Below are 24,375 nucleotides of genomic sequence, written 5' to 3' on the forward strand. Positions count from 1 at the left end.
GGAGAAGAACATGGCAACGAAGAACCTCGATGAACTGCTCGCCGACGCTCAGGCTCGCGTCGCCGAGCTGAAGAAGAAGCAGCGGGCGAAGGAGGCTCGCGAAGCGACCAAGATCGGTAAGCGCCTGCACTCGAAGATCGGCGAAGGCCGTGAGTCGTTCACCGCCGAGTTCAAGCTCATCCGCGATGAGCTTTTCCCTCCGGAATCGACCCCGGACGAGACACGGGAACAGACCACCGAAGCGACTTGGGGTGGTGGTCATCATGGCGAGTAGCGCCACCCCCTCCGCCCGCAGCGAAGCGAGGACGGAGTCGACAGTGATTGGCGGGCGCGGCGAAGCCGTGTCCGACAATTACTCTGTTGACGTTTCTTTTGTCCGGCGCGGGAACGCGGGCGCGGATCGCCTGGACACGAGCTTGGACGTGCGGCTCCGCCGCTCGGAGAAGCTCGAGGTCGCGGCACGCGCCCGGTCGCTCGGCGTGAAGTCCTCCGGCTGGGCGCGGGCGGTGATCCGCGACGCGCTGGACGTCGGCCGCGCCGACGTCGCGGCGCTGCACCGCGAAGCGGCGCGGCAGCCTGACCCGGAGCGCGCCGGGGTCGTCACGCAATTGCGTGGCGTCGGCGTCGCACTGAACCAGGAGCAGCGGCGGCGGAACCACGGGTTCAAGGTCCTCGATGCCGTGTACGAAAGGCTCAAGGGCAGCGGTCAGCTCGACGAGGAACTGCGCGAGAAGCTGTTCGCGGCGGCGACCGCGCTCGCCGACGAAACACATGCGGAACTGATCGCCGAAGCAATCGAGAAGGTCGACACCATGCGTGTGACCTTCGGAGATGAGACGCGTCTGTGAGCATTATCAAGTACAAGGCATCGAAGTCGGGCGCGAGTTCGATCGATTACGCCTTCTACGGCGACAGCGGTACGCAGAAGATGTTGCACCTGGCCGCCGGAACCAGTCGTGTTGCAGCTTTCCGTAGCTCGTTCGGTGACTTGGCCACCCCGGCGGTCCGCGACGTGATCGTCGCGGCCGCCGAGGGGCACGGCCGCAAGATTCATTTGCACACGTACACGCTCGCGTTCCACCCCGACGAGTTCGACGTGACCAACCCGGAACACTTGGATCGCGTCGCCGCCGTGGGCGAGAGGCTGGTGAAGCGAATGCACTCGGCGGGCTACGCGGTCGTGGTTCACGATGACGCTGACGGCGGTCACGCTCATGCGCACATCTACGTCGTGAACCATGACGACCTCACGGGGCAATCGATCCAGCGCTACACGAGTTGGAAGAACGGTCTCCGGCAGCTCAATGACGAGCTGATGGAGTCCGAGGGCCTGCGGGTTCTCCCGGACCCCGAACGGGAGAAGCCCGCTTGGATTCAGCGCCGGGAGGACTTCACGGCCGGTGGTTTCGAGCAGGTGCTCGGTGACCGTGTGGCCGCCGCGTTGCGTGATCCGCGCTCAGTCGACCGGGAGCACTTCGAGGAGGTTCTCGCCGAACGCGATGTGACGCTCGCGGTCACCGACCGCGACGGGTGGAGCTACAAAATGCGGCGCACCGACACCGGCAAGCTCGGCCGCAAAAAGTCCAGCGGCCTGACACCGGAGTTCACCGCCGACGGTGCACAGGAGATTTTCAATTACCACGCGCAGCGGGCCGCCCAGGCGGTCCGTGAACGCGACGAGGAAGAACGAGAGAAGGAGATCAGCGATGGGCATCTTGGACGATTTGAAAGCACAGGAGTCGGCACCGAAGCCGGAACCGGAACCGGCCCCGCCGACCGGGGTGTCGGTACCGACACCGGAACCGAAGCCGACACCGACGACTTCGACCTCGAAGCCCTCGACGCCGAACCAGCCGGAGATGAGCGCGTACCGGCGGTTCGTGGCCAGCGGCGGCCTGGAGACGACCGAGGCCGAGAAGGCGGCGCAGGACGCGAGGATGAAGGCGCTCCTGGAAGGCGTGCTGCGCGGGGACCTGATGCCGGACGGGCGACCTCGCCGTCGGTAGACCGCGACGCCGAGCGCGACGCAATCGAGGCGATGTTGGTCGACGACGCTGTCGGCGACGTGGCCAGCCGTCTCGCCGCTGCCGCCTCGTCCCGTCGGTCCCGATCCCGCACCCACTCCCGTCAGAAGGGCGCGTAATGACGATTCGCACCACCGCCGCCGCCGTCCTGGCGCTCCTGGCCGTCCTCGTGGTGCCGTGGGGGGTCGGGACGGCGATGGCCGACCCGGCCACGGCCACGGCCCGCGCCACCGTCCCGGCCGCCTACCAGTCGCTCGTCGAGGACCAGCTCGCGGTCTTGTGTATGGACCGCGACGGTCCCGACGACGCGCCCTGTGGTGATGACGCTGAGGAACTGTGGAAGGCCGCGTCAACGTGCGCCGAGGGCGGGCCGACCGAGCCGCTGCGCGCCGACGAGAAGGACTTCATCGAGTGCATGGCCGACGAGGGCTTCGGTGAGAAGGACGAGGAGAAGGACGAGCAGACCACCGAGCAGGCCGAGCAGATGGCCACGCTCACTCTCGGCCGTATCAGCGCCTCGCTGACCGCGTTCTACGTCAACGCGTTGTCTCCGGCCGCCGATGGCGGTGCTGAGGCGTCCACGGGTCTCGACGCCTGGGCTCCGCTTCTGAGTTCCCCCGGCATGGCCGGAGGTTTCGTCGGGGCGCTCGATGCGGCCAAGGGTGAGAGCAACGAGTGGTTGTTCGGCCGGGGCAACTCCGCCAACGCGGCCCAGATCCAGTACAGGGCATTCGACCGGGACGTCCCGCCCGAAACCGTGGTCGGTGAGGGTGCGATCGATGGGTCGGCCCCTGATGTGGGCACGCAGGGGTATCTGACCTACGGCGCGACCCTCACCGGTCTGGGCCTCGATACCGCGGTGTCCCCGGACACGGGCGTCTCCGGGCTCCTGACGGCCCAGGAGCCTCGCGGCTACGCGCTCCTGCTGGCCTACATGGGCACCGGCTTCCTGGACACGCTGTTCGACTCGGTGCTCGAGGCACTGCAGTTCCTGAACCCGTTCAGGTTCATGGTGGATGCGATCACCGGCGAGTACGGCGACGGCGCCAAGGGCGAGCTGGGCGATCCGGTCGAGGGCGAGCCCGAGGGAGGCTTCGCAGGGCTGCAGGAGGCCTTCGGCAAGATCTACTCGGTCCTGATCAATATTGGCTGGATGTTGGTGGTTCCGATCCTGTTGATCACCCTCGGTTTCGCTGCGGTGTTCCTCAAGCAGGCGGGCACCGGGGGCAAGGCCAAGAAGGTCATCATCGTGGTGGTCTTCCTGGCTGCGGGGTTGCCTGTCTTCGGCGGGCTGTACACGGCGGCTCTGACCTCGATGTCCAGCGCTGATGCCTCCGGCGCTCGCGGGGCGTCCACCAAGATCGTGTTGAGCACCCTTGTCGACTTCGAATCGTGGGTGAGTAATTCCCGGCTGTCCCCTCCGGGCAATCAGAGCTTGACGTGGGATCTCGACAAGCACGCCCCAACCGGCGCTTCGGACGCCGCCGTGCGTGTGAGCGCGTTGGAGATCAATTCGACGAACAATCAGAATTTCAAGTCGATGCGTGAGAACCGTTGGGCGTCAGCGCTTTCAGGAACCGGCTTCGATTACAACTGGGGATCACAGGTCGCTGGGAACCAGCAGCAGAACGCCGACGGGACCAACACGACCGGCAACCGTGTGCCTGTGGGTGAAGCTCTGGTCGGCTTCGATGCCACCCGCGATCTCCTGATGCGGTACGCCAAGGGCTCGACGGTCAGTGCGTCGGGCTTCGAGTCGGAGGTCAAGGGTGCGCTTGCCGCCGTGCCCGCCACCGACGTCCTGGAATGGTTCAACGAATTGTCTACGCCGTCGGCGTTGGCGTCCATGACTGCGAGAGACGTTGCCGCGCTGCGTAATCCGCTCGCACAGATCGATAACACGTATGGCGGTATGAAAGCGTATCGCGACGGCGCTGTGTGGAGTTTCCACGCGGGCGAAGACGATCCCGATTGCGCGCTCGACGCCCTTGGCGGTGGCGTGGTGCCGAGCGATTGGACGACGGGTAAATCACCCCTGATCCCGTGCAACCTGAGCATCGTGTCCATGTACAACTTCTTGAACGCCGCGTTCGGTCCGACGTCGATGGAAACCTTCAGCCCCGAGCAGACGCTGAACTCGTACTCGCGCACAAATCACGCGTCGGTCACCGCCGTAGGCGCTGGACCTGCGGGAATGTTGTATTTCGTTTCCGCACTGAGTGTGTTGGCATCGTTCGTGGTGATCGGCTTCGGCTACGCGCTGGCGATGATGTTCAGCACGATCAAGCGCGGGTTCCACCTGATGGGCTCGGTGCTGGCGGCGAGCGTCGGCCTGATCTCGGGCGTGGCCAAGGTCGCGATCTACACCGCTGCGCTCTTGCTTGAAGTGTTGGGAACGTTGTTCCTGTACAAGCTGGTGCAGGAGCTGATCCTGCTGGTGCCCTCGATCCTGGAGAAGCCGCTGACCTCACGGTTCCACGGTGGAATCGTGGACCTGGGTTCGTCGACGGGTTTGGGTATTGCGGCGTTGCTGGCGACTCTCGTCGGCACGATCGGCGTGGTCGTATTCACGATCATGGCGATGCGCCTGCGCCGTGGGCTGCTCGATTCGATCGACCAGGGCGCGACCAACCTCGTCAATCGCTTCCTGGCCACCGACGCGCCGTCGGCGATGGCACCGGCACAGCCCGGTGCGCTGCGCCAGGGCATCGGCCGAGGCGTGTCGATGGGCGCGCAGTCGATGCTGATGGGTTCGCAGCTCGACGGTGGCGGCGATGCCGGTTCCGGCGACGTGTCGGGAGACGGCGGCAACCCCGACGATGCACCCCCGATGAACGGCGGCGATGCCCGTGGCCAGGTCGCTGCTCCCGCCGACGGTGCGCCCGGTACCAACGGCGACGGCTCGATGAGCGTTGACCCGGACGGTCGCATGGTCGACGCCGCCGGTAACCCGGTGATGAGCAAGGCCGGGACCCCGATGGGGCTGGACTCGTTCGTGCCGATCGACTCCTCGAGCGGTCACCTGATGGACGCCCCGGGAGGCAATGAGGTGATCGGTGCCGACGGCAACCCGATCGACTCCGGCGACATCGGCGGGTTCAACTCCGACGGCACGATCCTGGACGCTGACGGCCAACCGATGATCGATGCGAACGGCATCGAGCTGTCGTCGACGGCTGCTCGGCAGGCCTCGGGCAGCCTGATGGGTGTCGAGGCTCTGGCCGGTCGCGTGAAGTCCGAAGGCCTGACGGCGATGCCCACCACGGCCCCGTCGTCCGACGAGCCGACCGCGCCGACACCGTCTCCCGTGGCCACGCCCAAGGTGCTCGGTGAGGTGCCGACCTCCGAGACCGCCGTCGGCGACGACCGATCGGTCGCCCGGACGGTCATGGCCTCCACGGCCGCCGGGGTGGTGACGTCGAAGATCAGCGGCGGCCAGCGGCCCCGCCGAACATGGCTGGTCCAATCCGGGACCGGCCCGAAGAAGAAAGAAGGTTAGGAAATGACGACCGGACGACCGAGGAACATCCACGAGCGCAATGCTCAACGCTTGGAAAAACTCAAAGCTGACGAGCGGGCCGCTGAACAGGGGCAACGGGAGGCCGAGGCGGTCCACCAGCAGACGCGCCAGAACTTTGACCACTTATTCACGCAGTCAACGAGTTTCGCAGCCGAGAACCCGATGATCGGCATTCCCACCACACTGTTCATCGCATGGATGCGCCGCGCCAAGACCCGTGAGGGTCAAGCGGCGATCGACCGATTCGCGGAGCTGCGCGATGAACGGGGCCGGGGCTCGCTGATCCCCGGCGGCGCGCTCGACGGCGTCGACGCCGCAGACGCTCATGACCTTCTCAAGGGTGAGAACCTGGAAACGAGTTGGGCTGCGTCTCCTGAGGCCGCAGGTGTCGACGCCGCCGCCGTGGCCCCGGACCGGCTGGCCACCGCCGCTGAACGGCGTTCGTCCGGCCCTGATCGCGGTCCGCAACTCGGGTGATCCCGGTAAACAAAGGCCCGGAACCGTAATGGTTCCGGGCCTTGTTCGTGCTGGTCAGTGCTTTCGCCACGGGGCGCGCAACACACGCCGGGTGCGTCGCCCCTCGGCGAGCATCGAGCTGTGCATCATGAGGTTCGCCTGATGTTGGCCGTCGGCCGCGATGCGCTGCATCCGCCGCTCATGCTCGGCGTCGCGCTCCGCTTCCTGCTGCCGGTGCAACGATGCGATTGCACTCGGCACGTCGACGGCTCGACCCGCCTCGATCTCCGTGACCAGCCGCACGACGTTGTCTAGATCCCGCAGGTGTTCGGGGACGATGGTTCCGCCGACGGCGACGAATCGCTGTTTGAGCCTGGCCAGCTCGGCGTCGAGCTGAGGCGATGCACCGTAACGACGACGGTCCTGGAGACGTGCGTGAATCACCTCTAGGACTTCAGCGGTGGCCCACAGTGTTCGGATCGTCTCGTTCCGGTTCATACCGGCATCGTAGCCACCAGGACCGACAAACCTTGCGTCCTAGTCGCCTCTTCCACCACGTCTATCGAATCGCCACCGGCTCACCGCTCCCCGCCGGGGGCCTTCGCTGTCCATCGTCGACTCGACGTGACGTCCACATCGCCGCAACACTCGCCAATCCATCGGCCTGCCGCGACGAAGGAGTGGCCGGCCGATGGGCCGCCCCTGCGAGGAAACCAGAGACCCCGCACCGATTGGTGCGGGGTCTCATTCGTCTCGGTGACCAGACTACCGAGCCGCCCGACGGGCAAGCTCGTCGTCGCGGGTGCCCGCGTGCTGGTATCGCATCGCGGCATCGACCGAACTATGCCCGAGCCGAGCCATGATTTCCGCCAAGGTCGCTCCGCTGAGCTGGGCGTACCTGGTGCCGTGGTAGTGCCGGAGGCTATGGAGTTCCAGGTCGGGCCGACCGGCGACCCGGCGGGCCTTGTCCCAATGCCACGTGAACGATGCGTGGCTCAGCGCGCCGGTTCCCGCCGCGTTGCTCCACAGCAGGTCGTCGTCACCGATGGATTCCAGGTGCGCTGCGATCACCAGCGCGTCGGCTCCGTACACCGGCACCGACCGGACACCGGCGGCCGACTTCGGGGCCTTGTCGCCGTGGCCAACGCCGGGAACATATGTGACGGCGGCATCGACGGTGACCCGGACGCACACGACCGCACCATCGGTGTCGTGCTCGACCTCGAAGTCGTGGCCACGAAGAGCGGTGAGTTCTCCGAACCGCAACCCGGTCGCGGCGGCGGTGACCACCAGCGACCGCAGATGCGTTGGCATCGCCTCGATCACGGTGGCCAGCTCGTCGTCGGTCGGCGGTATCCGCTTGCGGCCGGTGGCCAGCTTGGATGCCCCCTTGATCCGGCACGGGTTCTTGTCGATCACCTCGCGGTCCTCGGCGTCGGCCATGACCGTGCGCAAGTGGTCGTAGACCCGAGCGACCATCGTCAATTTTCCGCTGGCCAATTGGTCGTCGTGCCATGCGTCCACCGCTTGCCGGGTGACGTCACCGATCGGCACATCGGACCAAATGTGCAGCCGTCCAGCAGGTTTCGCCCGGTGTCCGGGTCGTTTCGGTTCCGGTCCCCGCCACATGTTCCGGTAGTCATATGCGGCGCGAGCTCCGAGCTTGCCCGCGTTGACCCGCCGGGTGATCCATTGCTCGGCGTAATCGCCGACGGTGACGGATTTCCGCGCTGCCTCGGCCGCTGCGGCTTCCTTCTGCTTGGCCAGCTCGTCGGGGTGGACCCATCGACCCGCCGCAATATCGGCGGCCGGTCCGGCGAGCCATGAGCGCGCTTCGCCCTTCCCGGCGAATGTCCATGGTGCCTTGTGCCGTTTGCCGTCCGGTCCGGTGTACCGGGCCCGGTATCGCCCGCTGGGCAACTTCTCGATCTCTCCGAACGCTTCCGGTGGCTTCCTAGCCATGAATTACTCCCGTCGTGGGGTCAGCGTGGGGTCCAGCATGCCATAAGTTGCCGATTCTTCCGGTAACTTGCGGCTTCCAAAACCCTCTGACCTGCATATTCACTACCACGACCATACCCCCCATGATTGATTCGAGTCCAGTTGGGGGAGCACACAAAACCCGCTGCTTGCGCAGCGGGTTTTCTGCTGTCTGCGCCCTCGACTGAGGAAAAGCGCTGCAAGAACGTCCCCCGGGAACGACGCTTCTTGGCGCGGGCCGCGTAAGGTTCCCCGAATTACCGCGCATACGACCATATCTGTCGAATTGATGCAGAATCGGGGAACCTTACGCGGGCCCGTTTGCCTGATACGAGAATCCGTTTGCTGCGAGCTGCCGACAGGCATAGCCTGGGCACCGTGACCATTCGAGTGCAGGAGGACTCCGGCGCGTTCAGCGCCGAGTCGAGATGACCGCGCCCCGCAGCCGATCCGCGTGATCGGCTGCTGAACGGTATCCTCATTCACTCGCGCGACAGCCGGACGGCACGCGCACCTCACGAACGGTTGCATTCAATGCGCACCCCCACCCAGAAGCAGATCCTGTCCGCATTCCGCGGCACCACGAAGAGCGAACTCGCGCGGGTCACCTTTCCGCTCGACTTCGACGACGTCGACTTCTCTCGACGGGAGTTCTACGGTTGGCGCGACCGCAAGATTCCTCGCCGGGCGTACATCGTCGTTGAACTCGACGACGAGCTCGTTGCACTCATCCTGACGCGCGCCGAGGCGAAGCCATCGCGTCGTGCGATGTGCGCGTGGTGCCGGGACGTCGACCTCTCACAAGACGCCGTTCTCTACACCACGCGCCGCACCGGGTCGCGCGGCCGACGCGGCGACACCATCGGCGCCCTGGTGTGCGAAGACTTCGGGTGCCCGAAGCACGCCCGCAAGCTGCCGCCCGCCTATCACAAAGGCACCGACCTCGACATGATCCGTGGAATGCAGGTCGACGAGATGACGCGACGCGTCGAGGCCTTCGTCGCCGAGGTCCTGTCGACGCAGGACTGACCGGCGCCTGCCGACGTCAGTCGTGTGCAAACGTGACCGACGGAAGCACCCGTCGCAGGCCGCGCGGCGACCACCACGCCGCGCGGCCCGTCACGCGCAGGATCACCGGCAGGAGCACCAGGCGCACGACGAACGCGTCCAGGAGGACAGCCGAACCGAGCACCACGCCCATCTCCTTCGGAGGCAGTGGCCCCGAGAGCGAGAACGTGAAGAACACGGCGACCATCACAGCGCCGGCCGCGAAGATCACTCGACCCGACCGAGCCAGCGATTCGACCATCGCCTCGCGTGCCGAACCGGACTTCTCCCAGTGCTCTTTCGCCGAGGCCAACAGGAACACCGTGTAGTCCATCGCGATCGCGAAGATCATCGCGAAGAAGAACACCGGCGCCCAGGCATCGAGGAACCCCTGCGATTCGAAACCGAAGAGGCTCGCGCCCAGGCCGTCCTGGAACACCAGCTTGGCGACGCCGAAGGCCGCCGCCGTCGACAGCAGGCTGACCACGGTGCCGAGCAACGCGATCAACGGGGCCTGCAGCGCGACGAGCAGAACCAGGAACCCGAGCACCAGTATCACCCCGATCACCAGCGGCAGACTCTCGTCGAGCTGAGCGGCAAGATCGAGGTTCTCCACGGCGGCGCCGCCGACAACGGCGGAATCCGGAAGATCCCCCCGAAGGCGATCGACGACGTCGGCCAGGTCCGACGACGAGGGATCCACGGCGGGAACCGCCTGAATCAGCCTGAGATCGGAGCCGTCCGCCGGAACTGCACGCGGCATCACCGCCACCACTCCCCTGTCCGACGATATGACGGCCGACGCGGCGTCGGCGTCCGAGGTCGGGACGATCACCTGCAGCATGCCCGGGGCACCGTCACCGAACGCGTCCTGAACCAGCTGGTAGCCCTGGCGAGCACTCGCGTCGTCCGGCAACACTTTGATCGACGGCATCGCGGTGGTCAACGACAACGCCGGAATCGCCAGCGCGACCAACAGCACGAACGCGGCACCGCCCAACCGAAGCGGTCGACGCCACAGCATCTGTGCCCATCGCTCGAAGATCGGCGACCGGTGTCGGTCGAGCTTCGCCCACGGCAAGGCGAGACCGTTGACGCGATCTCCGAGTTTGGCCAGGACTAGCGGCAGCAAGGTCAAGGTCGCGGCGAGAACGAAGACCACGGAGATCATCACGCCGCCCGCCATCGATCGGAACGACGGCGAGGGGACGAGCATGACCGCCGACAATGACACGAGGACGGTGACTCCTGACAGCAACACCGCCTTGCCCGCAGTGTCCATCGTTCGCGCAATCGCATCGGCAGTTGACGTCGCATCCGACGCGAGAGCCGCTCGGAAACGGACGACCAGGAACAGCGCGTAGTCGATGCCGAGTGCAAGCGCGAACATCATCGCGAAGTTCATCGCCCAGATCGACACGGGGACAACAAAGTTCACAAGCACAAGGACTCCGGCGGCCGAGACCAGCCCGGCGAGCGTCAACAGCAGTGGCAGCCCCGCCGCGACGACCGCCCCGAACGCGATCACCAAGATGAGCAGCGTGACGGGCCACGAGATCATCTCCGACGTCAGCATCGCATCGAGGTTCGCGGCGTTGAAATCCGACCAGAGAACCGACGCACCCGTGGCCGCGACCGTGATCAACTCCGTCGACATGGCCTGCAGGTCGGGCGTGAGGGCTGTCGCGGCCCTGACCATGTCGTCCGTGCTCGCGCGTGCGCCGCCGATGACGATCGCCGTGCGCCCGTCCGCGGACAGAGTTGCGCCCGCGACCGGACGCAGGACCTCCCCGATCCGGTCGTCGGCCTGCAATCGCGCGACGACCCCGTCGATCACCTGCCTCTCCGCGTCTGAGCCGAGCGGTTCTTCCGAATGGATGACCACCTGGATCGCCGACGATGCATTGCCGCCGAAGTGGTCAATCGCGAGCTCTCGTACCTGAACCGACTCCGACCCGTTCGCCTGCCAGCCCGCTCCAGACAGGTTCTTCTCGACCATCGGGGCGAAGGCGCCGAGCACCACGATCAGCAGCACCCAGCCCCACGTGACGATGCGTCGATGGGCGGCCACCCACAGGCCGAGTGCACCGAGGCGTCCGCGACGCCGGCCTTCGTCCGCGAGTGTCGAGGTCGTTTCTATTGTCGTCATCCATCTCTCCTTATCCCCCATGGGGGTTATTCGAAGGCGAAGCTAGCATCCCCCTAGGGGGTTATGCAATACTGGAGCGGAGCACACCAGCCAGCCGAGCAGAGGAGCCGAGAAGATGACTGCCTTCACCATGTCCACGACCGTCGCCGCGCAGTACGCCGAAACCGTCGCGCGCGTTCGCGAAGCTCTCGCCGACGCCGGATTCGGCGTCCTCACCGAGATCGACATCAAAGCGACGCTGAAGGCCAAGCTCGACGTCGACGTCGAACCGAAGATCATCCTCGGCGCATGCCGCCCCCAACTGGCACACCAGGCCCTGGCCGCCGATCCTCGTGTCGCCGCGCTGCTCCCGTGCAACGTCGTCGTCTCCGCCGACGGCCCCGACAGTTCATTGGTGGAGATCATGGATCCGTCCGTCATGGAGGACTTCACCGGCACCGCCGAACTCGGACCGATCGCCGCGGATGCGAAGGAGCGACTCTCCGGAGTCCTCGCCGCACTCACCGAAGGAGCCTGAAAGATGCAGCTTCCCGACGAAGACCTCAAACCGATCCTCACCCGCCTGCGTCGAGCACACGGCCACCTCGCGAGCGTCATTCGCATGCTCGAGGAGGGTGCCGAGTGCGAGGACGCACTCACCCAGTTGGCCGCGGTCGACAAGGCACTTCGTCGCAGCGGATACACCATGGTCGCCACCGGCCTGGAACACTGCTTGATCACCGAAGGTCCCGAGAACGTCGACAAGGAGAAGCTGGAAAGGCTGTTCCTGTCGTTCGCGTGACAGGCCGATCCTCACTACCTGTTCGACACTGTCGGCGGGAGATGTGTCACCGTTGACCGGTGAGCACACCGACCGACCGCACGTCGCGACGCCGCGACCGGCGCAAGGCCGAGATGATCCAGGCGGCCCTCGCACTGCTGTCGGCGCACGGATATCACGGCATGCGCTTCGAAGACGTCGCCGAACGTGCAGACATCGCCAAAGCCAGCCTCTACTACTACTTCCCCAGCAAGGATCAGCTGGTCGCCGAAGCATTGGCCAAGCTGACCGACGACGTCGTCGGTCGACTGAGCACGGCCCTGGAACCCTTGAACGGAGCGCCGGCGACGGCCCGCTTCCGCGTGCTGGTCGACACTCAGCTCGACATTCTGACAGTCGACTACCCCGAAGTCGGGGCGATCTTCTCCTTCCCGGCCCCATGGCCCGCCGAGCATGCGACCGCGATCAAGGCGATGCGGCGCACACACGACACGATCTTCCGCGACGTCGTCGACGCAGGCGTCGCGAGCGGCGAGTTCACCACCGCCGACCCGGCAGTGGCCCTGCACTGTCTCCACGGGATGCTCAATCACGCCTCCCTGTGGCTCGACCCGACGTCCGACGCCGACCGCCGCCAACGCGACGCCGTTGTCGACGCGGCACTCCGTCTGTTCGTCTGATCAGGTCAGTGCGTCGGGCGGCGGTCACGTCGCCGCGGTGGCGTCTCCACATTTTCGACCTCAGGGTTGATAAATTGGCATTCAGGTCGATAGGCTCCGAACCATGACCGGGAACAGCGACGTCGAGCCCTACTTCCACGCCCTCGGCGACGGTCGGTATCGGGCGACGAATCACGTGCAGGGCGCGTGGTCGTTGGACGAGCAGCACATCGCGGCGCCGCTCGGGCTGCTCACGCATGTGGTCGAAACCGATCATGCGGCACGCCGGGGCGACCTGGTGATCAGCAGACTCTCCTTCGACATCCTCGGGATCATGCCGATCGGCGAGGTCGACCTCGCAGCCGAGGTGATCCGGCCGGGTCGGACCATCGAACTCGTCGAAGGCACCCTCTCGTACGACGGCCGAGTGATCGTCCGCCTGCGCGCCTGGCTCACCACCCCCTCCGACACGTCATCCGTCGCGGGCACCGCCTTCGACCCGATTCCCCCGGTCGACGCACACGAGCCATGGGATGCCTCGCAGATGTGGCGGGGCGGATACATCGCATCCGCGGAGGTTCGACGGCTCCTCCGAGAACCCGGTCGCGGAACGGTATGGGCGCGGTCTCCGCATCGTCTCGTGGACACCGAGACCGTCCGGCCGCTGTCACACGCCACCCGGATGTTCGACATCGCGAACGGCATGTCGGCCCGTATGGATCCGACGAAACTCGCCTACCCGAACCTCGACCTCACCGCACACGTGTTCCGCGAACCGCACGGCGAGTGGGTCGGCTTCGACACGTCGGTATCGTTCGGCCCCAACGGAATCGGGCTGACGTCTAGCGTCCTCCACGACGAGTCGGGGCCCTTCGGCGCTCTCAACCAGTCACTGACTCTGCGGGCTCCCTGACATCGGTTGCACTGACATCGGTCGCACGGACAGCGGCTCGCGCCGCACGGCGTCCGGCACGAGTGGCGCCCAGCGTCGACGCACTTCTGCCGTAGCCGACGAGAAACAGACCCGGTGACACGATGACGCTCACGTCGTCGTCTGCCATGACCACGCCACCGGCCGGGTCGCGGATTCCCAGCGGCGCGAGGTGACTGAGCGCCGCCCGGAAACCGGTGGCCCAGAGGATCACGTCCACTGATTCGTGGGTGCCGTCGGCGAAATCGACCCCGTCGTCGGTGAGCGCAGCGATGGCCCCGCGTGACACGAGCAGCCCACGTTCCACATCGGCACGCCCCTCGGCGGTGAGCGGAAGCCCCGTTGCGGCGACGACACTCAGCGGCCGCAGACCCGCTCTGGTCCGCGCAGCGACGCTGTTCTCGACATCAAGGCCCCACATCGGGTCGAACGGAGCCTCCCGCCACCGCGGCGGCGTCCGCGTCGACCACAGCGTGTCGACACCGGCTTCGTCGAGCATCTGCAGAAACTGGACCGCAGAGATGCCGCCTCCGACGACCAGCACTCGGCGGCCCACAAAATCAGCCGGCGACGTGAAGTCGCGCGTGGTCAGCTGTCGACCACCGAATGCGCCCGGGTACCACGGCACGTACGGGTGGTCCCACGTTCCGGTACCCGATATGACTGCGCCCGCGCGGTAGACCGCAGTCCGACCGTCCGGATGCTCCGCCGTGACCTCGTAACGTTCGACCGGCCTTACTCTGGAGGCGCCGTCATCGATCCTGGTGACCGACCGAACACGCCAGGGTCGGTCGACCGACAGTCCATTCTCCGTCTCGTAGCGGCTGTAATAGCGCTTGATCACTTCGCGCGCGGGCTCGCGCGGATCGACGTCACCCAGCTCCGATTCGGGTAGGTCGTGGAGACCGTTGACTCGGTCGAACGTCAGCGCGTCCCATCGATGGCTCCACGCGCCGCCCGCGGTCGGATTGGCGTCGAGCACTTCGAAATCGACTCCGGCGACGAGGCCGGCACGCTGGAGGAAATGCGCCGCCGACAACCCGGCCTGACCGGCGCCGATCACCACCACTCGACGGTGCCGCACATCGAAGGCCTGCGCATGTCCCGACTCTGTCATATCCAGTGCCAACGTCGCATCACAGGTCAAGCATTCCATCCGAGTCTCGTGGGTCACATTCACTGGTGCAATAGTTGCACCCATGCAATGATGCACTAGTGCAAGAAACACACGGAGGACTACGGGAACGGCAACGAGCCGAGACGCTGCAGCGCATCCACGACGCGGCGATCGACCTCGTCCGCGACGAAGGGTTCACGGCAGCGACGGTCGCCAACATCGCCGACCGCGCGGGCGTCTCCCGTCGCACGTTCTTCAACTACTTCCCCACCAAGGAGGACGCCGTCCTCGGCGCGGGACCTGCGACGGTCCCGTTCGAGGCCCTCGACGGACTACTCGACGGTCCGGACCAGTTGAAGAAGGCCACGCTGGTCGTGCACGCGGTCGCGAGCAGCGTCCGACACGTCCGCACAGACGAGCCGGTGCGCCGTGCGCTGGTCAAGTCCATCCCGGAGCTGAGGGCACGCGGTGGACAGCACCACATCGCGTCTCAAGAGCTCCTGGCGGAAGCGTTGTCCGAACGCTTCGACGCCGACGACGCCGCGCGTGCCACGGCGCTCGTCATGGTCGGATCCGCTGTCCTCCGCTACGCCTACACACTCGACCCCGACATCGTCGACGACCCGGACTCCCCGGCTCTGACCGCCGCCGTCGAGCTCTTCCGAACCACCTTGAAGGACCTCACATGACCACACCCGAGACCACGCAGGCGTCCCAGACGCCGGGCGAGAGCTCGATGTCGCAGAAGAACATCATTCTGCTGTTCATCGGATTGATGATCACGATGCTGCTCGCTGCGCTCAACCAGACCGTCCTGTCGACGGCCCTCCCCACGATTGTCGGCGAACTCCACGGCGTCGATCAGATGACGTGGGTCATCACCTCGTACATCCTTGCGAGCACCATCGTCATGCCCGTGTACGGGCGCATCAGCGACCTCCTCGGACGCAAACCGGTGATCCTCACCGCGATCGTCCTGTTCATCGCAGGGTCGATCGTCGGAGCCCTCGCAGGCGACATCACCTGGCTGATCGTCGGCCGTGTGATCCAAGGCCTCGGCGGCGGCGGCCTCATGATCCTGTCGCAGGCCGCTATCGCAGATGTCGTCTCGCCGCGTGACCGTGGAAAGTACATGGGATTCATGGGCGCGGTGTTCGCTGTCGCATCCGTCGCGGGTCCATTGCTCGGCGGTTGGCTCACCGAGGGCCCCGGATGGCGCTGGGCGTTCTGGCTCAACGTCCCGCTTGGTGCTCTCGCCATCGCCGCGACGATCGTCTTCATGCGCCTGCCCAAGCCGCAGCACTCCGAACGCCCCAAGCTCGACTACACGGGCATGGCACTCATCGCCGCCGCGACCACCGCACTTGTGCTGATGTGCACCTGGGGCGGACACACCTACGACTGGGCGAGCCCGCAGATCATCGGCCTCGGTGTCGCATCCGTCGTCCTCGCCGTTGCGTTCGTGTTCGTCGAGAAACGAGCTCAGACGCCGATCATCCCGATGCAACTGTTCTCCAACCGCAACTTCACGCTCGTCACCATCGCCGCACTCATGGTCGGCATCACGATGTTCGGCGCGCTCGGTTACATGCCGACGTACATTCAGATGGTCACCGGCGTCGACGCCACCGTGGCGGGCCTGTACATGATCCCGATGATGGGTGGACTGCTCATCACCTCGATCGCGTCCGGTCAGATCATTTCGCGCACCGGCCGCTACAAGGTGTTCCCACTGGTCGGTTCGGTGATCATCGGCATCGCCCTCGCGTTGCTGTCGACCATGCACGTCGACACGCCGACCTGGCTGATGTGCGTGTACCTCGCCGTCTTCGGCATCGGCCTGGGCCTCGCGATGCAGGTGCTCACTCTGATCGTGCAGAACGAGTTCCCCGGGGCTCTCGTCGGCACCGCGACCGCGGCGAACAACTACTTCCGGCAGGTCGGCGCGACCCTCGGCTCGGCCATCGTCGGCTCGATCTTCGCGTCCCGTCTCGTCGATCTGCTCAGCGAGCGCCTCGGCGGGACGGGAGCGGCGGCAGGCGGATCGAGCGGCCGGAACGACCTGACCCCGGCAGCAGTCAACTCTCTGCCCGATCAGATCCGGATTCCGATCATCGAGTCGTACAACGACGCGCTGCTCCCGATCTTCCTGTTCTTCGTCCCATTGGCCGTCGCCGCACTGATCGTCCTGCTGTTCGTCGACGAGAAGCCGCTGTCGACCAAGGTGCGTGACGTCGCAGAGGTCGAAGGCGTCGGCGAAGGGCAAGTGCTTCCCGAGCCGTTCGATGTTCCCTCCCGCGAGTCGGACACCGCTGTGCGGTCATCGCTCACGAAGGCCCGCGAACGCGCGGACGTCTAGCAGCCACACCCACGACATACCGCGGCCGCCGGGGGGGGGCATCCCCTCGGCGGCCGCGGTGGTCTGTCCGGTCAGGCGACGGCCAGTGCGTCGACCGGCGCGATCGCGACCGCGCGTCGACTCGGCGGCAGCGACGCGACGATGACCAGCGCGACGGTTCCGACGACGATCGCCACGAGCGCGGGCAGCGGGAGCCCGATCGGGAATCCTTCGGTCATGAAGCCGATCAACGACTGGGCGCCGACAGCGCCGAGCACGATGCCCAGTACCAGTCCGGTGGCGACGGCGGTGCCGCTCAGAGCGACGGATTCGAGGGTGATCATCGACCGGATCTGCTTCGCGGTGAAGCCCATCGCCCGCAGCATGCCGATCTCGCGAGTCCGGCCGATCACCGTCAACGACATCGTGGAGACGAAGCCGACAGCGGCGATCACCGCTGAGATCGCGATCATCGCGATGAGGACCGACGACATCACCGACAGGATCTGCTGAGCTTCCTGCACTTCCTTCGGAGTCATGCCCTCCCAAGCGGTCACCGACTCACGCACCGAGCGCATGCCGCTGGCGATGGTGGTGACGAGCGTGACTCCGATCAGCAACCCGATCGTCGAACGGGTGGTCCGCTGAGGGTCGGCGACGGCGTTCTTGCGGGCGATGACCGCGGACGGTGACGCCCCGACGAGGCGACCGACACCCGCGACAAGCGCCGGGACGATCCGACCCGCGCCCATCATGATTCCGACAGCGAGAACCGCCGATCCGAAGAACGCTGCGAAGAACCCCGCCTGCGAGCCCTCCTCACCGAGGTAGCAGGCAGCGACCAGGATGACCACGCCGCCGCCTATGCCGAGTGCGGCCACCAGGTCGCGGAACCAGGATCGAACGGCTCGGGTGGAGCGCACAACGGAGGCCGACGACAGGGCGCTGCGGGTGCCGACAAGGGTCGCCCCCACTGCGGTCGCCACCACGGCGAACGCCCCCATGACGGCCAGCGGCGGGAACACGCGGTAATCGAGATCGTCGAGAGCGCCGCGGTTCACCAAGATCACTCGGGTGATCCACGTCGTCGCGACTCCCAGCAGCACCCCGGCGACGGCGCCGACCGCGGCGATCTTGGTGACCGCGTTCATCAGGCTGGCACGCAGCTGCTTGCTGCTGGCGCCGACCAGACGCAGGAGACTCAGTTCCCGCCGTCGGCCTGCGATGACGGTGTCGACTCCGTTGCTGATGACAACGCCCGCCACGAACAGCGCGATCAGGATGAACACCGACGAGACGATGCCGAGCGCGGCGCCTGCGCTGCCGCCCTTCGCCTCCGAGAGAGTGCCGAGAATGCTCGACGCGCACACCAGCGCGGTCGCGTACATCGCGCTCAGTCCGCAGACGACGCCGATCGCCGACAGTTCGCGCATCGACCCGACCGTCAGGCGGGAACTCGTGGCCTTCATGCCGCAGCTCCTTGCAGGTTGATGAGGAGATCAGAGATCTGCCGCGGATCGAGACCGCGGTACTCCCCCACGATGCGGCCGTCTGCGAGCACCAGGATTCGATCGGCGTACGACGCCGCCACCGGATCGTGGGTGACCATCGCGATGCCCTGTCCGTACTCGCGGGCCGCCGTGGTCAGCAGGGTGAGCACCTCACGGCTGGTCCGCGTGTCGAGTGCACCCGTCGGCTCGTCCGCCAGGATGATCGTGGGACGCCCGGCCAGCGCACGAACGATGGCGACACGCTGCTGCTGGCCGCCCGACAGCTCCGACGGCAGGTGACCGAGGCGCTCACGGATGCCGAGTGAGGTGACCAGGTGGGCGATCCAGGCCTCCTGCTCGGCAGTCGGCTTGCGGCCCGCCAGAACGAACGGCAGTCGGATGTTCTCGTCGGCGGTGAGTGTCGGGACGAGGTTGAACGACTGGAAGATGAAGCCGATGTTGGTGCGGCGGAGGATGGTGCGGGCGGTGTCGCCGATGCCGACGATCGGGTTGTGGCCGAGCCAGATCTGACCGGAGGTGGCCTCGTCGAGGCCGGCCATCACGTTCATCATCGTCGACTTGCCCGAGCCCGAGGGCCCCATGATCGCGGTGAACTCGCGGCGCCGGATGTCCACGCTCACGTCGCGGAGCGCGTGGATCGGATTGGCCGGGTCGCCGTACGTCCTGGACACATTGCGCATGGCCACTGCCACGGTGTTGTCGGTGTTTGTCATGACACCAACGTTATGGCCGTGACCAGGCCTTACACATCAGCCACGAGTACCCGATCACGTCGTCCCCGAGGATGTGGGCGTGTACATCTCACGATGTACACGCGGCCGTCGACAGGCGCGATCAGACCAGGTCGTGCTCGTACGCGTACACCACGAGTTGCACACGATCGCGCAGAGTCAGCTTCGACAGGATCCGCGAGATGTGCGTCTTCACCGTCGCCTCCGAGAGGAACTCGGCTGCTGCGATCTCGGCGTTCGACAGGCCGCGCGCCGCGCGGATCAGGATCTCGCGTTCACGGGGCGTGAGGTCGTTGTATTCGGGTCCGGGGGTCGACGCGGCGCGAGCTCGATGCCGTTCGAACAGGCGTCGTGTAGCCGATGCGGCGACCACTTGGCTGCCGTCCGCGACGGCCCGGACCGCAGCCAGCAGGAAGTCGGGCTGCGCATCTTTGAGGACGAAGCCGCTCGCTCCCGCCTCAATTGCAGAGGCGGCCGCCTCATCGACATCGAACGTCGTCAGAACGAGCACCCGAGGAGCGGACTCGCCGAGTTCGCGGACCAGTGACGAGGTGGCGGTGATCCCGTCCACTCCAGGCATGCGGACGTCCATGAGGATCACGTCTGGTGCATCGCGTTCGACCATCGCCAGCAAGTCGAGTGCCGACGACTCCTGGGCGACCACCTCGATGTCGGCCTGACTCTCGAGGATCATCGCGATGCCTCCGCGGAACAGCGGCTGATCGTCGACGAGGGCGACGCGGATCATCTCGGCAGTCCTTCCTGGTTCGGGATGTTCAGGACGACGAGCCAGTCGTCGCCGTCACGTGCGGAGCGCAGTGTGCCGCCTGCGTGCGCGGCTCGTTCCGTCATGCCGATGATCCCGTGGTGGGCTCCACCAGGCGCTAGCGGGTCGTCGGAGAGGGTGTTGCGCACGGTCAGCGTGCAGCCCTGCGACCAGTCGTGGTGGACCGTCACCGGACGGGCCAGGTCGCCGTACTTGAGCGCGTTGGTCAACGCCTCGGTGAGCACACCGAACGCGGCGCGGGTCGCGGCCGGACCGACGTCGGCCACATCGCCGTCGTCGGTGGCGACGATCGCCATGCCCGCCGCACGCATCCGAGTGAACAACTGCTCACGATCGGACCGGCTGATCTCTTCGGCGGTCGACGTGCTGCGCAGCTCTTCGAGGACTGATCGCACGTCGGAGAGGGCTTCTCGCGCCGTGTCCGCAATGACTCCGAGCGCATCGCGCGCGGCCTCGGGATTGGCGTCCAGGGTGTACCTGGCGCCCTCGGCCTGCGCAACCACCACGGCCAATGAATGCGCGACCACGTCGTGCATGTCCCGGGCCAAACGCGAGCGTTCGGCCTGCTCGTCGTACAGATCCAGAACACGTCGGCGCTCGAGTTCGGCTATCGTCTCACTGACCTCGGCGGCGGCGACCGTGCGGCGTTGGTAGCCGATGAATCCGGTCACCCATCCGCCGACGACGAACAACGCCGCGCCCGCGGACGCGAACAGCGCTCCCCAGATGAGGTTGCCGGGTTCCGGGTCGGCAATGCCCGACGGAAATGCCCGCGGAATGGTGAAACCTGCGACGACCGAGCCGACGAGCGCGACCACCAGGGAGCCCCGCCGGACGCGTCGATCCGGATGCCCGCCGACTGTGAAGAACAGGACGGTGTAGGCCAACGACAGCGCCGACACCTCCAGCGACACCACCTGGATCGTCGCCGACACCACCGCGGTGACCATCATCAGACTCGGTGAGATCCGGCGCAGAGCGAGCGACGCGCAGATCAGCGCATCCGCGAGGTGAATCGCGGTGGACATCTCGAAATTGGCCAGCGCGATCAGTCCGCCGACAAGCGCCGTGCAGACATCGAAGAACATCGAACTCGGACGTAGGGCGGGGGCAGCCAGCGGGTCTCGCATCCCGGCCCTCCCCTGCCCTACGTCGTGGAGTGCCCCGTGTCGGGCTCGAACCGACGAATGACCGCTTTATGAGAGCGGGGCCTTAACCAACTTGGCTAACGGGGCGAAGAAGAGCCTACCCAGTCGTCGGAACCAGTCTGACGTCGGATGTGACCCTGATCGCCAGAGACCGCACCGTGCCAATGTTCGTTGTATCGTTTGCCGGTGACCTCCATCGTCGCCCGTGGCCGAGACCGTGTGACTTCCGCCGTGTCGCAGTCGACACAGATCGTCGGCCGTGCCGCGGATGCGATCACTGCGCCCGGTGCCCGCGCCATCGATGCCGCACTCGCGCTCAATCCGATCTCCGCCCAGGCGGCCCCCACCCCCGTCGACGGCGTGGAGGGCGCGAATCGACTCCTCCGCCAGCTCGGCATCACCACGTTCACACCGACCGTCGGCCTGAGTCTCGACCTCACCTTGCCCGTCGCAGTCGGCGGGGCCGTCGCCGGACCGTACACACCCGGAATCGGCAATTTGACCGTCGCTAACGTGAGCGTGAACGCGGTCAAACGCGGTGAGATCCTCTACGGCTTCCTTCCCGTCGGGGTGTTCGCCGATTTCGGCGACAAGTCGGGTGTCCACGTCGCGTGGTTCAATCTCGAATCGTTGCGCGGTGGTCTCGGTTCGCCTCTCGGCGGGCTCACCGACACCGTCATCGACGCCGTCGGCCGCCGCGCACGTTCAGCACCGATCCCCGACGTCGTGTTCGATGCGACCGTCTCCCGCCTCAAGAAGGTGCTGAGCATCGTGCCGTCGAACGGGGTCCGCGGCGGCGTCGTCGACACCGGTTCCGGGGTCGTGCTGTGTGCTGTGTACGGGACCGTCAAACGCGGAGGAACAACGTATTTCTTCCTCCCGTCCATCGGCCTCACGCGCGCCTGCCCGTAGCGGAGCCGAGTCGACCGATACGACGAATCCACGCCGGATCACGGCACAGCACGTCGACTACGGCGCTACGGTCGCCGAATGCGCCGATTCTCAGCGATCACGCGACCGGCTTCAACGGTCGTCTTCCTCACCGCGATCGTGAGCCTCGTTCTCACGGGCTGCTCGCCCTCACCGATCGATGGCACCGCCACCCGTGCGACGTCGGATGACAGCCAGGTCACACCCCAGCCGATCCCCACGATCGTGGTGCTCGACGCATCCGACTCGATGAACACCGCCGACGCACCCGGGCCCCGCATCGACGCGGCGAAGAAGGCGACGGTCGACCTCAGCACCGCGCTCCCACCCGAGACCGACTTCGGCGTGGTCACGTTCGGCTCAACCCTCCCGGCCGAAGGGACACCTCGACGACGCGGCTGCACCGACGTCGTCACCGCGATTCCGCTCGGCCCGCTCACTGCGACATCCGTGTCAGCACAGCTCGCTTCGATCCGCGCGCAAGGGTTCACGCCGATCGGGAACGCACTGCAGACAGCGGTCGATCAGCTGCCGTCCACCGGTCCGGCATCCATCGTTCTCATCTCCGACGGTGAGCCCACGTGTGCACCGGATCCCTGTGAGACCGCGAAGGCGATCCACACGACTCGACCCGACGTGACGGTCAGCGCAGTCGGGTTCCGGACCGATGCACCGTCGCTGGCGTGTGTCGCCAAAAACGGCGGCGGCCTCTTCGTTACCGCCGACAACGCCGCCCAGCTCAGCGCCCGCCTGACCGCAGCACAGAACTCTCGTGACGCCGCGACTCGACTGTCGACCACATCGCGCGGCGACATCTCCCTCGGTGACGCCCTCAGTGACATCCGCGCGGCCAACCCCGACTTCCCAACGCAGCCGACGTCGCACGGCGACCGCACCGTGTACGTCTGGCGCGACTGCACCTATACGTTCGACAGCGCCGACAAGCTCGTCGAGATCGCCCCCGGCGATCCGCCGGGAAGCGCGGGCATCACCATCGACGGAGTCACCCGTGGAACGCCGGGCACTCGGGCGATCGAGTTGTACGGCGACCCGTGGAGCGACACCGACGGTGTTGCCCTCTTCCCGGCCGACGAGGGCAGACGGACCGGATACCGACTCGGCTACGAGGGCGGGAAGTCGATCAAGGACGGCACCGTCACCACAGTGATCCTGTGCGGTTGTCTGCCCGCATCCAAGCCCGCTCCCGCACCGTCCGGGCCCGCCACCGAAGTCGTCACCGTGATCGCCGTCGACAAGAAGGGAACACCGATCAACGGGTTCCGGTCGGCCCCGTCCGTCGTCGGAACGTTCATGAACTTCATGGAGTCGTGCCAGATCGCACTCGGCGCTCGGACGGAGGGACTCTATCGGTGCGGGACGACGGCCGACGGCTGGGCGGTGTGCTGGAAGAAGACAGCACAATGGATGCTGTGCTCGCGTGATCCATGGGACCCGGTGCTGTCGCCTTTGTCATACAGCGCTGACGAACTGCCCGATGTCACTCCGTCTGCCGACCCGGTCCCGTGGGCTGTGGAACTGTCCGACGGAACCCGATGCCTGGCGCGAAACGGCGGCGCCTGGCCGAAGCCGCCCGAGGGTGGGTTCGAGTTCTCGTACTCGTGCAGGCTCGGATCGAAGTACACGTTCCTGTTCAGTCGGAACGGCACATACTTCGACAAGTCGGCGGCCACGTGGACCGCGTACCACGGCGACGGCGAGACGGGGGCTCCCACTCCGGTCCCGATCAAGAAGGTGTATTTCTCGGCGGCGGAGTGACCTCTCGACTGTGCTTGTTCTCTTGTCGACCTCGCATGACCGTTGCCGCTCCGCAACTACTTCAGCGAGCCGCTCATAGCGGCGAAGTCGCGTTCGGAACGCAGCTGGGTGTAGCGGTACAGGCCGAAGACCAGTGCCACGAACACAGCGATGCCGACGAGCTGAGCACCGTCGCCGTATCCGTCGCCGACGATCGACAGCGGCGCCTCCTTGCCCGTGCCCGCGACGATGCCCGCGAAGATCACGCCGTAGATGCTCTCGCCGACGATGAGGCCGGTGGCGAGGAGGATTCCCAGTCGCTTCTTGCGGTCGCCGTCGACTGCGGCACGCGAGGCCCACGAGTCGTAGTAGCGCCCGATGAACGCGCCGATGGGGATCGTGAGGGTCAGCGACATCGGCAGGTACATGCCCATGCCGACGGCGAGCGGGGGCAGACGCATGCTCGACGTGCTGCGCTTCAGCGTCTCGTCGACGACGATCACGGCGATGCCGATGAGGGCGCCGAGGCCGT

At 66.3% G+C, this 24,375-nt stretch carries 23 protein-coding genes and 1 tRNA gene; 14 read left to right on the forward strand and 10 right to left on the reverse strand.

The features are described from left to right. Window positions 1–10 precede the first annotated feature (10 nt). The 5 genes from GM1_RS04580 to GM1_RS22255 are packed head-to-tail and all read left to right on the forward strand — an operon-like array spanning window position 11 to window position 6,021. On the forward strand, window positions 11–274 hold the full coding sequence (locus GM1_RS04580) for a hypothetical protein (RefSeq protein WP_008376926.1): 264 nt from the start codon (window positions 11–13) through the stop codon (window positions 272–274). Next, window positions 252–848 carry a hypothetical protein gene (locus GM1_RS21495; protein ID WP_157435800.1) on the forward strand — a complete coding sequence of 199 codons (597 nt, stop codon included), beginning with the start codon at window positions 252–254 and terminating at the stop codon, window positions 846–848. The genes GM1_RS04580 and GM1_RS21495 overlap by 23 nt, the downstream gene beginning before the upstream one ends. Next, window positions 845–2,143, forward strand: a complete 1,299-nt coding sequence (locus GM1_RS04590; protein ID WP_008376928.1) for a relaxase/mobilization nuclease domain-containing protein — start codon at window positions 845–847, stop codon at window positions 2,141–2,143. The genes GM1_RS21495 and GM1_RS04590 overlap by 4 nt, the downstream gene beginning before the upstream one ends. Then, window positions 2,143–5,523 (forward strand): hypothetical protein, encoded by a 3,381-nt coding sequence (locus GM1_RS04595; protein WP_008376929.1) that lies wholly within the window; start codon window positions 2,143–2,145, stop codon window positions 5,521–5,523. The genes GM1_RS04590 and GM1_RS04595 overlap by 1 nt, the downstream gene beginning before the upstream one ends. Window positions 5,524–5,526: 3 nt before the next feature. Beyond that, a complete protein-coding gene (locus GM1_RS22255) occupies window positions 5,527–6,021 on the forward strand; it encodes a hypothetical protein (RefSeq protein ID WP_008376930.1) in 495 nt (164 codons plus the stop codon). Window positions 6,022–6,075: 54 nt separating this feature from the next. Here GM1_RS22255 and GM1_RS04605 read toward each other — a convergent pair whose 3' ends face one another. Together GM1_RS04605 and GM1_RS04610 are read right to left on the reverse strand one after the other, a co-directional pair. Next, window positions 6,076–6,498, reverse strand: a complete 423-nt coding sequence (locus GM1_RS04605; protein ID WP_008376931.1) for a hypothetical protein — start codon at window positions 6,496–6,498, stop codon at window positions 6,076–6,078. Window positions 6,499–6,765: 267 nt separating this feature from the next. Then, the gene (locus GM1_RS04610) at window positions 6,766–7,962 is read right to left on the reverse strand and encodes a tyrosine-type recombinase/integrase (RefSeq protein WP_008376932.1); all 1,197 of its coding nucleotides are present in this window, start codon (window positions 7,960–7,962) and stop codon (window positions 6,766–6,768) included. A gap of 552 nt (window positions 7,963–8,514) precedes the next feature. Here GM1_RS04610 and GM1_RS04615 point away from each other — a divergent pair. Further along, the gene (locus GM1_RS04615) at window positions 8,515–9,009 is read left to right on the forward strand and encodes an FBP domain-containing protein (RefSeq protein ID WP_008376933.1); all 495 of its coding nucleotides are present in this window, start codon (window positions 8,515–8,517) and stop codon (window positions 9,007–9,009) included. Window positions 9,010–9,025: 16 nt separating this feature from the next. Here the strand turns inward: GM1_RS04615 and GM1_RS04620 are convergent, their stop codons facing one another. Next, window positions 9,026–11,176 (reverse strand): MMPL family transporter, encoded by a 2,151-nt coding sequence (locus tag GM1_RS04620; RefSeq protein WP_008376934.1) that lies wholly within the window; start codon window positions 11,174–11,176, stop codon window positions 9,026–9,028. A 115-nt stretch (window positions 11,177–11,291) separates the two neighbouring features. On the opposite strand from GM1_RS04620, the gene GM1_RS04625 reads away from it, so the two are divergent. The 4 genes from GM1_RS04625 to GM1_RS04640 all read left to right on the forward strand — a co-directional run bounded on the left by GM1_RS04625 (window position 11,292) and on the right by GM1_RS04640 (window position 13,508). Further along, the gene (locus GM1_RS04625) at window positions 11,292–11,693 is read left to right on the forward strand and encodes a DUF302 domain-containing protein (protein ID WP_008376935.1); all 402 of its coding nucleotides are present in this window, start codon (window positions 11,292–11,294) and stop codon (window positions 11,691–11,693) included. 3 nt (window positions 11,694–11,696) lie between these two features. Beyond that, a complete protein-coding gene (locus GM1_RS04630; protein ID WP_008376936.1) occupies window positions 11,697–11,957 on the forward strand; it encodes a metal-sensitive transcriptional regulator in 261 nt (86 codons plus the stop codon). Between the two features lie 59 nt (window positions 11,958–12,016). Beyond that, window positions 12,017–12,616: a TetR/AcrR family transcriptional regulator gene (locus GM1_RS04635; RefSeq protein ID WP_008376937.1), complete on the forward strand. Its 600-nt coding sequence runs from the start codon at window positions 12,017–12,019 to the stop codon at window positions 12,614–12,616. A gap of 103 nt (window positions 12,617–12,719) precedes the next feature. Beyond that, on the forward strand, window positions 12,720–13,508 hold the full coding sequence (locus GM1_RS04640) for a thioesterase family protein (protein WP_008376938.1): 789 nt from the start codon (window positions 12,720–12,722) through the stop codon (window positions 13,506–13,508). On the opposite strand, the gene GM1_RS04645 is transcribed toward GM1_RS04640, so the two are convergent. Continuing rightward, window positions 13,477–14,643 (reverse strand): flavin-containing monooxygenase, encoded by a 1,167-nt coding sequence (locus tag GM1_RS04645; RefSeq protein WP_052005307.1) that lies wholly within the window; start codon window positions 14,641–14,643, stop codon window positions 13,477–13,479. The genes GM1_RS04640 and GM1_RS04645 overlap by 32 nt on opposite strands. Before the next feature lie 98 nt (window positions 14,644–14,741). Here GM1_RS04645 and GM1_RS04650 point away from each other — a divergent pair, with 98 nt between their 5' ends. Both GM1_RS04650 and GM1_RS04655 read left to right on the forward strand, forming a co-directional pair. Then, window positions 14,742–15,332, forward strand: coding sequence for a TetR/AcrR family transcriptional regulator (locus GM1_RS04650; protein WP_008376941.1), 591 nt, complete (start codon window positions 14,742–14,744; stop codon window positions 15,330–15,332). Beyond that, window positions 15,329–17,002: an MDR family MFS transporter gene (locus GM1_RS04655; RefSeq protein WP_008376944.1), complete on the forward strand. Its 1,674-nt coding sequence runs from the start codon at window positions 15,329–15,331 to the stop codon at window positions 17,000–17,002. Before GM1_RS04650 ends, GM1_RS04655 begins: the two co-directional genes overlap by 4 nt. 71 nt (window positions 17,003–17,073) lie before the next feature. Here GM1_RS04655 and GM1_RS04660 read toward each other — a convergent pair whose 3' ends face one another. The 5 genes from GM1_RS04660 to GM1_RS04680 form a co-directional block, all read right to left on the reverse strand. Further along, complete coding sequence (locus tag GM1_RS04660; protein WP_008376945.1) at window positions 17,074–18,450, reverse strand: ABC transporter permease; 1,377 nt, start codon at window positions 18,448–18,450, stop codon at window positions 17,074–17,076. Continuing rightward, on the reverse strand, window positions 18,447–19,205 hold the full coding sequence (locus GM1_RS04665; RefSeq protein ID WP_008376946.1) for an ABC transporter ATP-binding protein: 759 nt from the start codon (window positions 19,203–19,205) through the stop codon (window positions 18,447–18,449). The genes GM1_RS04660 and GM1_RS04665 overlap by 4 nt, the downstream gene beginning before the upstream one ends. 121 nt (window positions 19,206–19,326) lie before the next feature. Beyond that, window positions 19,327–19,971 carry a response regulator transcription factor gene (locus GM1_RS04670; RefSeq protein ID WP_008376947.1) on the reverse strand — a complete coding sequence of 215 codons (645 nt, stop codon included), beginning with the start codon at window positions 19,969–19,971 and terminating at the stop codon, window positions 19,327–19,329. Further along, a complete protein-coding gene (locus GM1_RS04675; protein ID WP_008376949.1) occupies window positions 19,968–21,140 on the reverse strand; it encodes a sensor histidine kinase in 1,173 nt (390 codons plus the stop codon). Before GM1_RS04675 ends, GM1_RS04670 begins: the two co-directional genes overlap by 4 nt. Before the next feature lie 30 nt (window positions 21,141–21,170). Beyond that, window positions 21,171–21,245 (reverse strand) — tRNA-Ile (locus GM1_RS04680). A gap of 99 nt (window positions 21,246–21,344) precedes the next feature. Here GM1_RS04680 and GM1_RS04685 point away from each other — a divergent pair. Together GM1_RS04685 and GM1_RS21500 are read left to right on the forward strand one after the other, a co-directional pair. Next, entirely contained in the window at window positions 21,345–22,070 is a 726-nt protein-coding gene (locus tag GM1_RS04685; RefSeq protein WP_223291389.1) for a hypothetical protein, read from the forward strand. 78 nt (window positions 22,071–22,148) lie between these two features. Continuing rightward, complete coding sequence (locus tag GM1_RS21500) at window positions 22,149–23,864, forward strand: vWA domain-containing protein (RefSeq protein ID WP_052005308.1); 1,716 nt, start codon at window positions 22,149–22,151, stop codon at window positions 23,862–23,864. 56 nt (window positions 23,865–23,920) lie between these two features. Here the strand turns inward: GM1_RS21500 and GM1_RS04695 are convergent. Then, on the reverse strand, window positions 23,921–24,375 hold a 455-nt coding region (locus tag GM1_RS04695), incomplete at its 5' end, for an OPT/YSL family transporter (protein WP_008376954.1).

Source organism: Gordonia malaquae NBRC 108250 (assembly GCF_000344135.1).
GTDB classification, from domain to species: domain Bacteria; phylum Actinomycetota; class Actinomycetes; order Mycobacteriales; family Mycobacteriaceae; genus Gordonia; species Gordonia malaquae.

Excerpts from the sequence above, each read along its gene's own strand:
- GM1_RS04580 (WP_008376926.1), top strand. The coding sequence starts at position 11 with ATGGCAACGAAGAACCTCGATGAACTGCTCGCCGACGCTCAGGCTCGC.
- GM1_RS04595 (WP_008376929.1), top strand. The coding sequence starts at position 2,143 with ATGACGATTCGCACCACCGCCGCCGCCGTCCTGGCGCTCCTGGCCGTC.
- GM1_RS22255 (WP_008376930.1), top strand. The coding sequence starts at position 5,527 with ATGACGACCGGACGACCGAGGAACATCCACGAGCGCAATGCTCAACGC.
- GM1_RS04605 (WP_008376931.1), bottom strand. The coding sequence starts at position 6,498 with ATGAACCGGAACGAGACGATCCGAACACTGTGGGCCACCGCTGAAGTC.
- GM1_RS04610 (WP_008376932.1), bottom strand. The coding sequence starts at position 7,962 with ATGGCTAGGAAGCCACCGGAAGCGTTCGGAGAGATCGAGAAGTTGCCC.
- GM1_RS04615 (WP_008376933.1), top strand. The coding sequence starts at position 8,515 with ATGCGCACCCCCACCCAGAAGCAGATCCTGTCCGCATTCCGCGGCACC.
- GM1_RS04620 (WP_008376934.1), bottom strand. The coding sequence starts at position 11,176 with ATGACGACAATAGAAACGACCTCGACACTCGCGGACGAAGGCCGGCGT.
- GM1_RS04625 (WP_008376935.1), top strand. The coding sequence starts at position 11,292 with ATGACTGCCTTCACCATGTCCACGACCGTCGCCGCGCAGTACGCCGAA.
- GM1_RS04630 (WP_008376936.1), top strand. The coding sequence starts at position 11,697 with ATGCAGCTTCCCGACGAAGACCTCAAACCGATCCTCACCCGCCTGCGT.
- GM1_RS04640 (WP_008376938.1), top strand. The coding sequence starts at position 12,720 with ATGACCGGGAACAGCGACGTCGAGCCCTACTTCCACGCCCTCGGCGAC.
- GM1_RS04645 (WP_052005307.1), bottom strand. The coding sequence starts at position 14,643 with ATGACAGAGTCGGGACATGCGCAGGCCTTCGATGTGCGGCACCGTCGA.
- GM1_RS04655 (WP_008376944.1), top strand. The coding sequence starts at position 15,329 with ATGACCACACCCGAGACCACGCAGGCGTCCCAGACGCCGGGCGAGAGC.
- GM1_RS04660 (WP_008376945.1), bottom strand. The coding sequence starts at position 18,450 with ATGAAGGCCACGAGTTCCCGCCTGACGGTCGGGTCGATGCGCGAACTG.
- GM1_RS04665 (WP_008376946.1), bottom strand. The coding sequence starts at position 19,205 with ATGACAAACACCGACAACACCGTGGCAGTGGCCATGCGCAATGTGTCC.
- GM1_RS04670 (WP_008376947.1), bottom strand. The coding sequence starts at position 19,971 with ATGATCCGCGTCGCCCTCGTCGACGATCAGCCGCTGTTCCGCGGAGGC.
- GM1_RS04675 (WP_008376949.1), bottom strand. The coding sequence starts at position 21,140 with ATGCGAGACCCGCTGGCTGCCCCCGCCCTACGTCCGAGTTCGATGTTC.
- GM1_RS21500 (WP_052005308.1), top strand. The coding sequence starts at position 22,149 with ATGCGCCGATTCTCAGCGATCACGCGACCGGCTTCAACGGTCGTCTTC.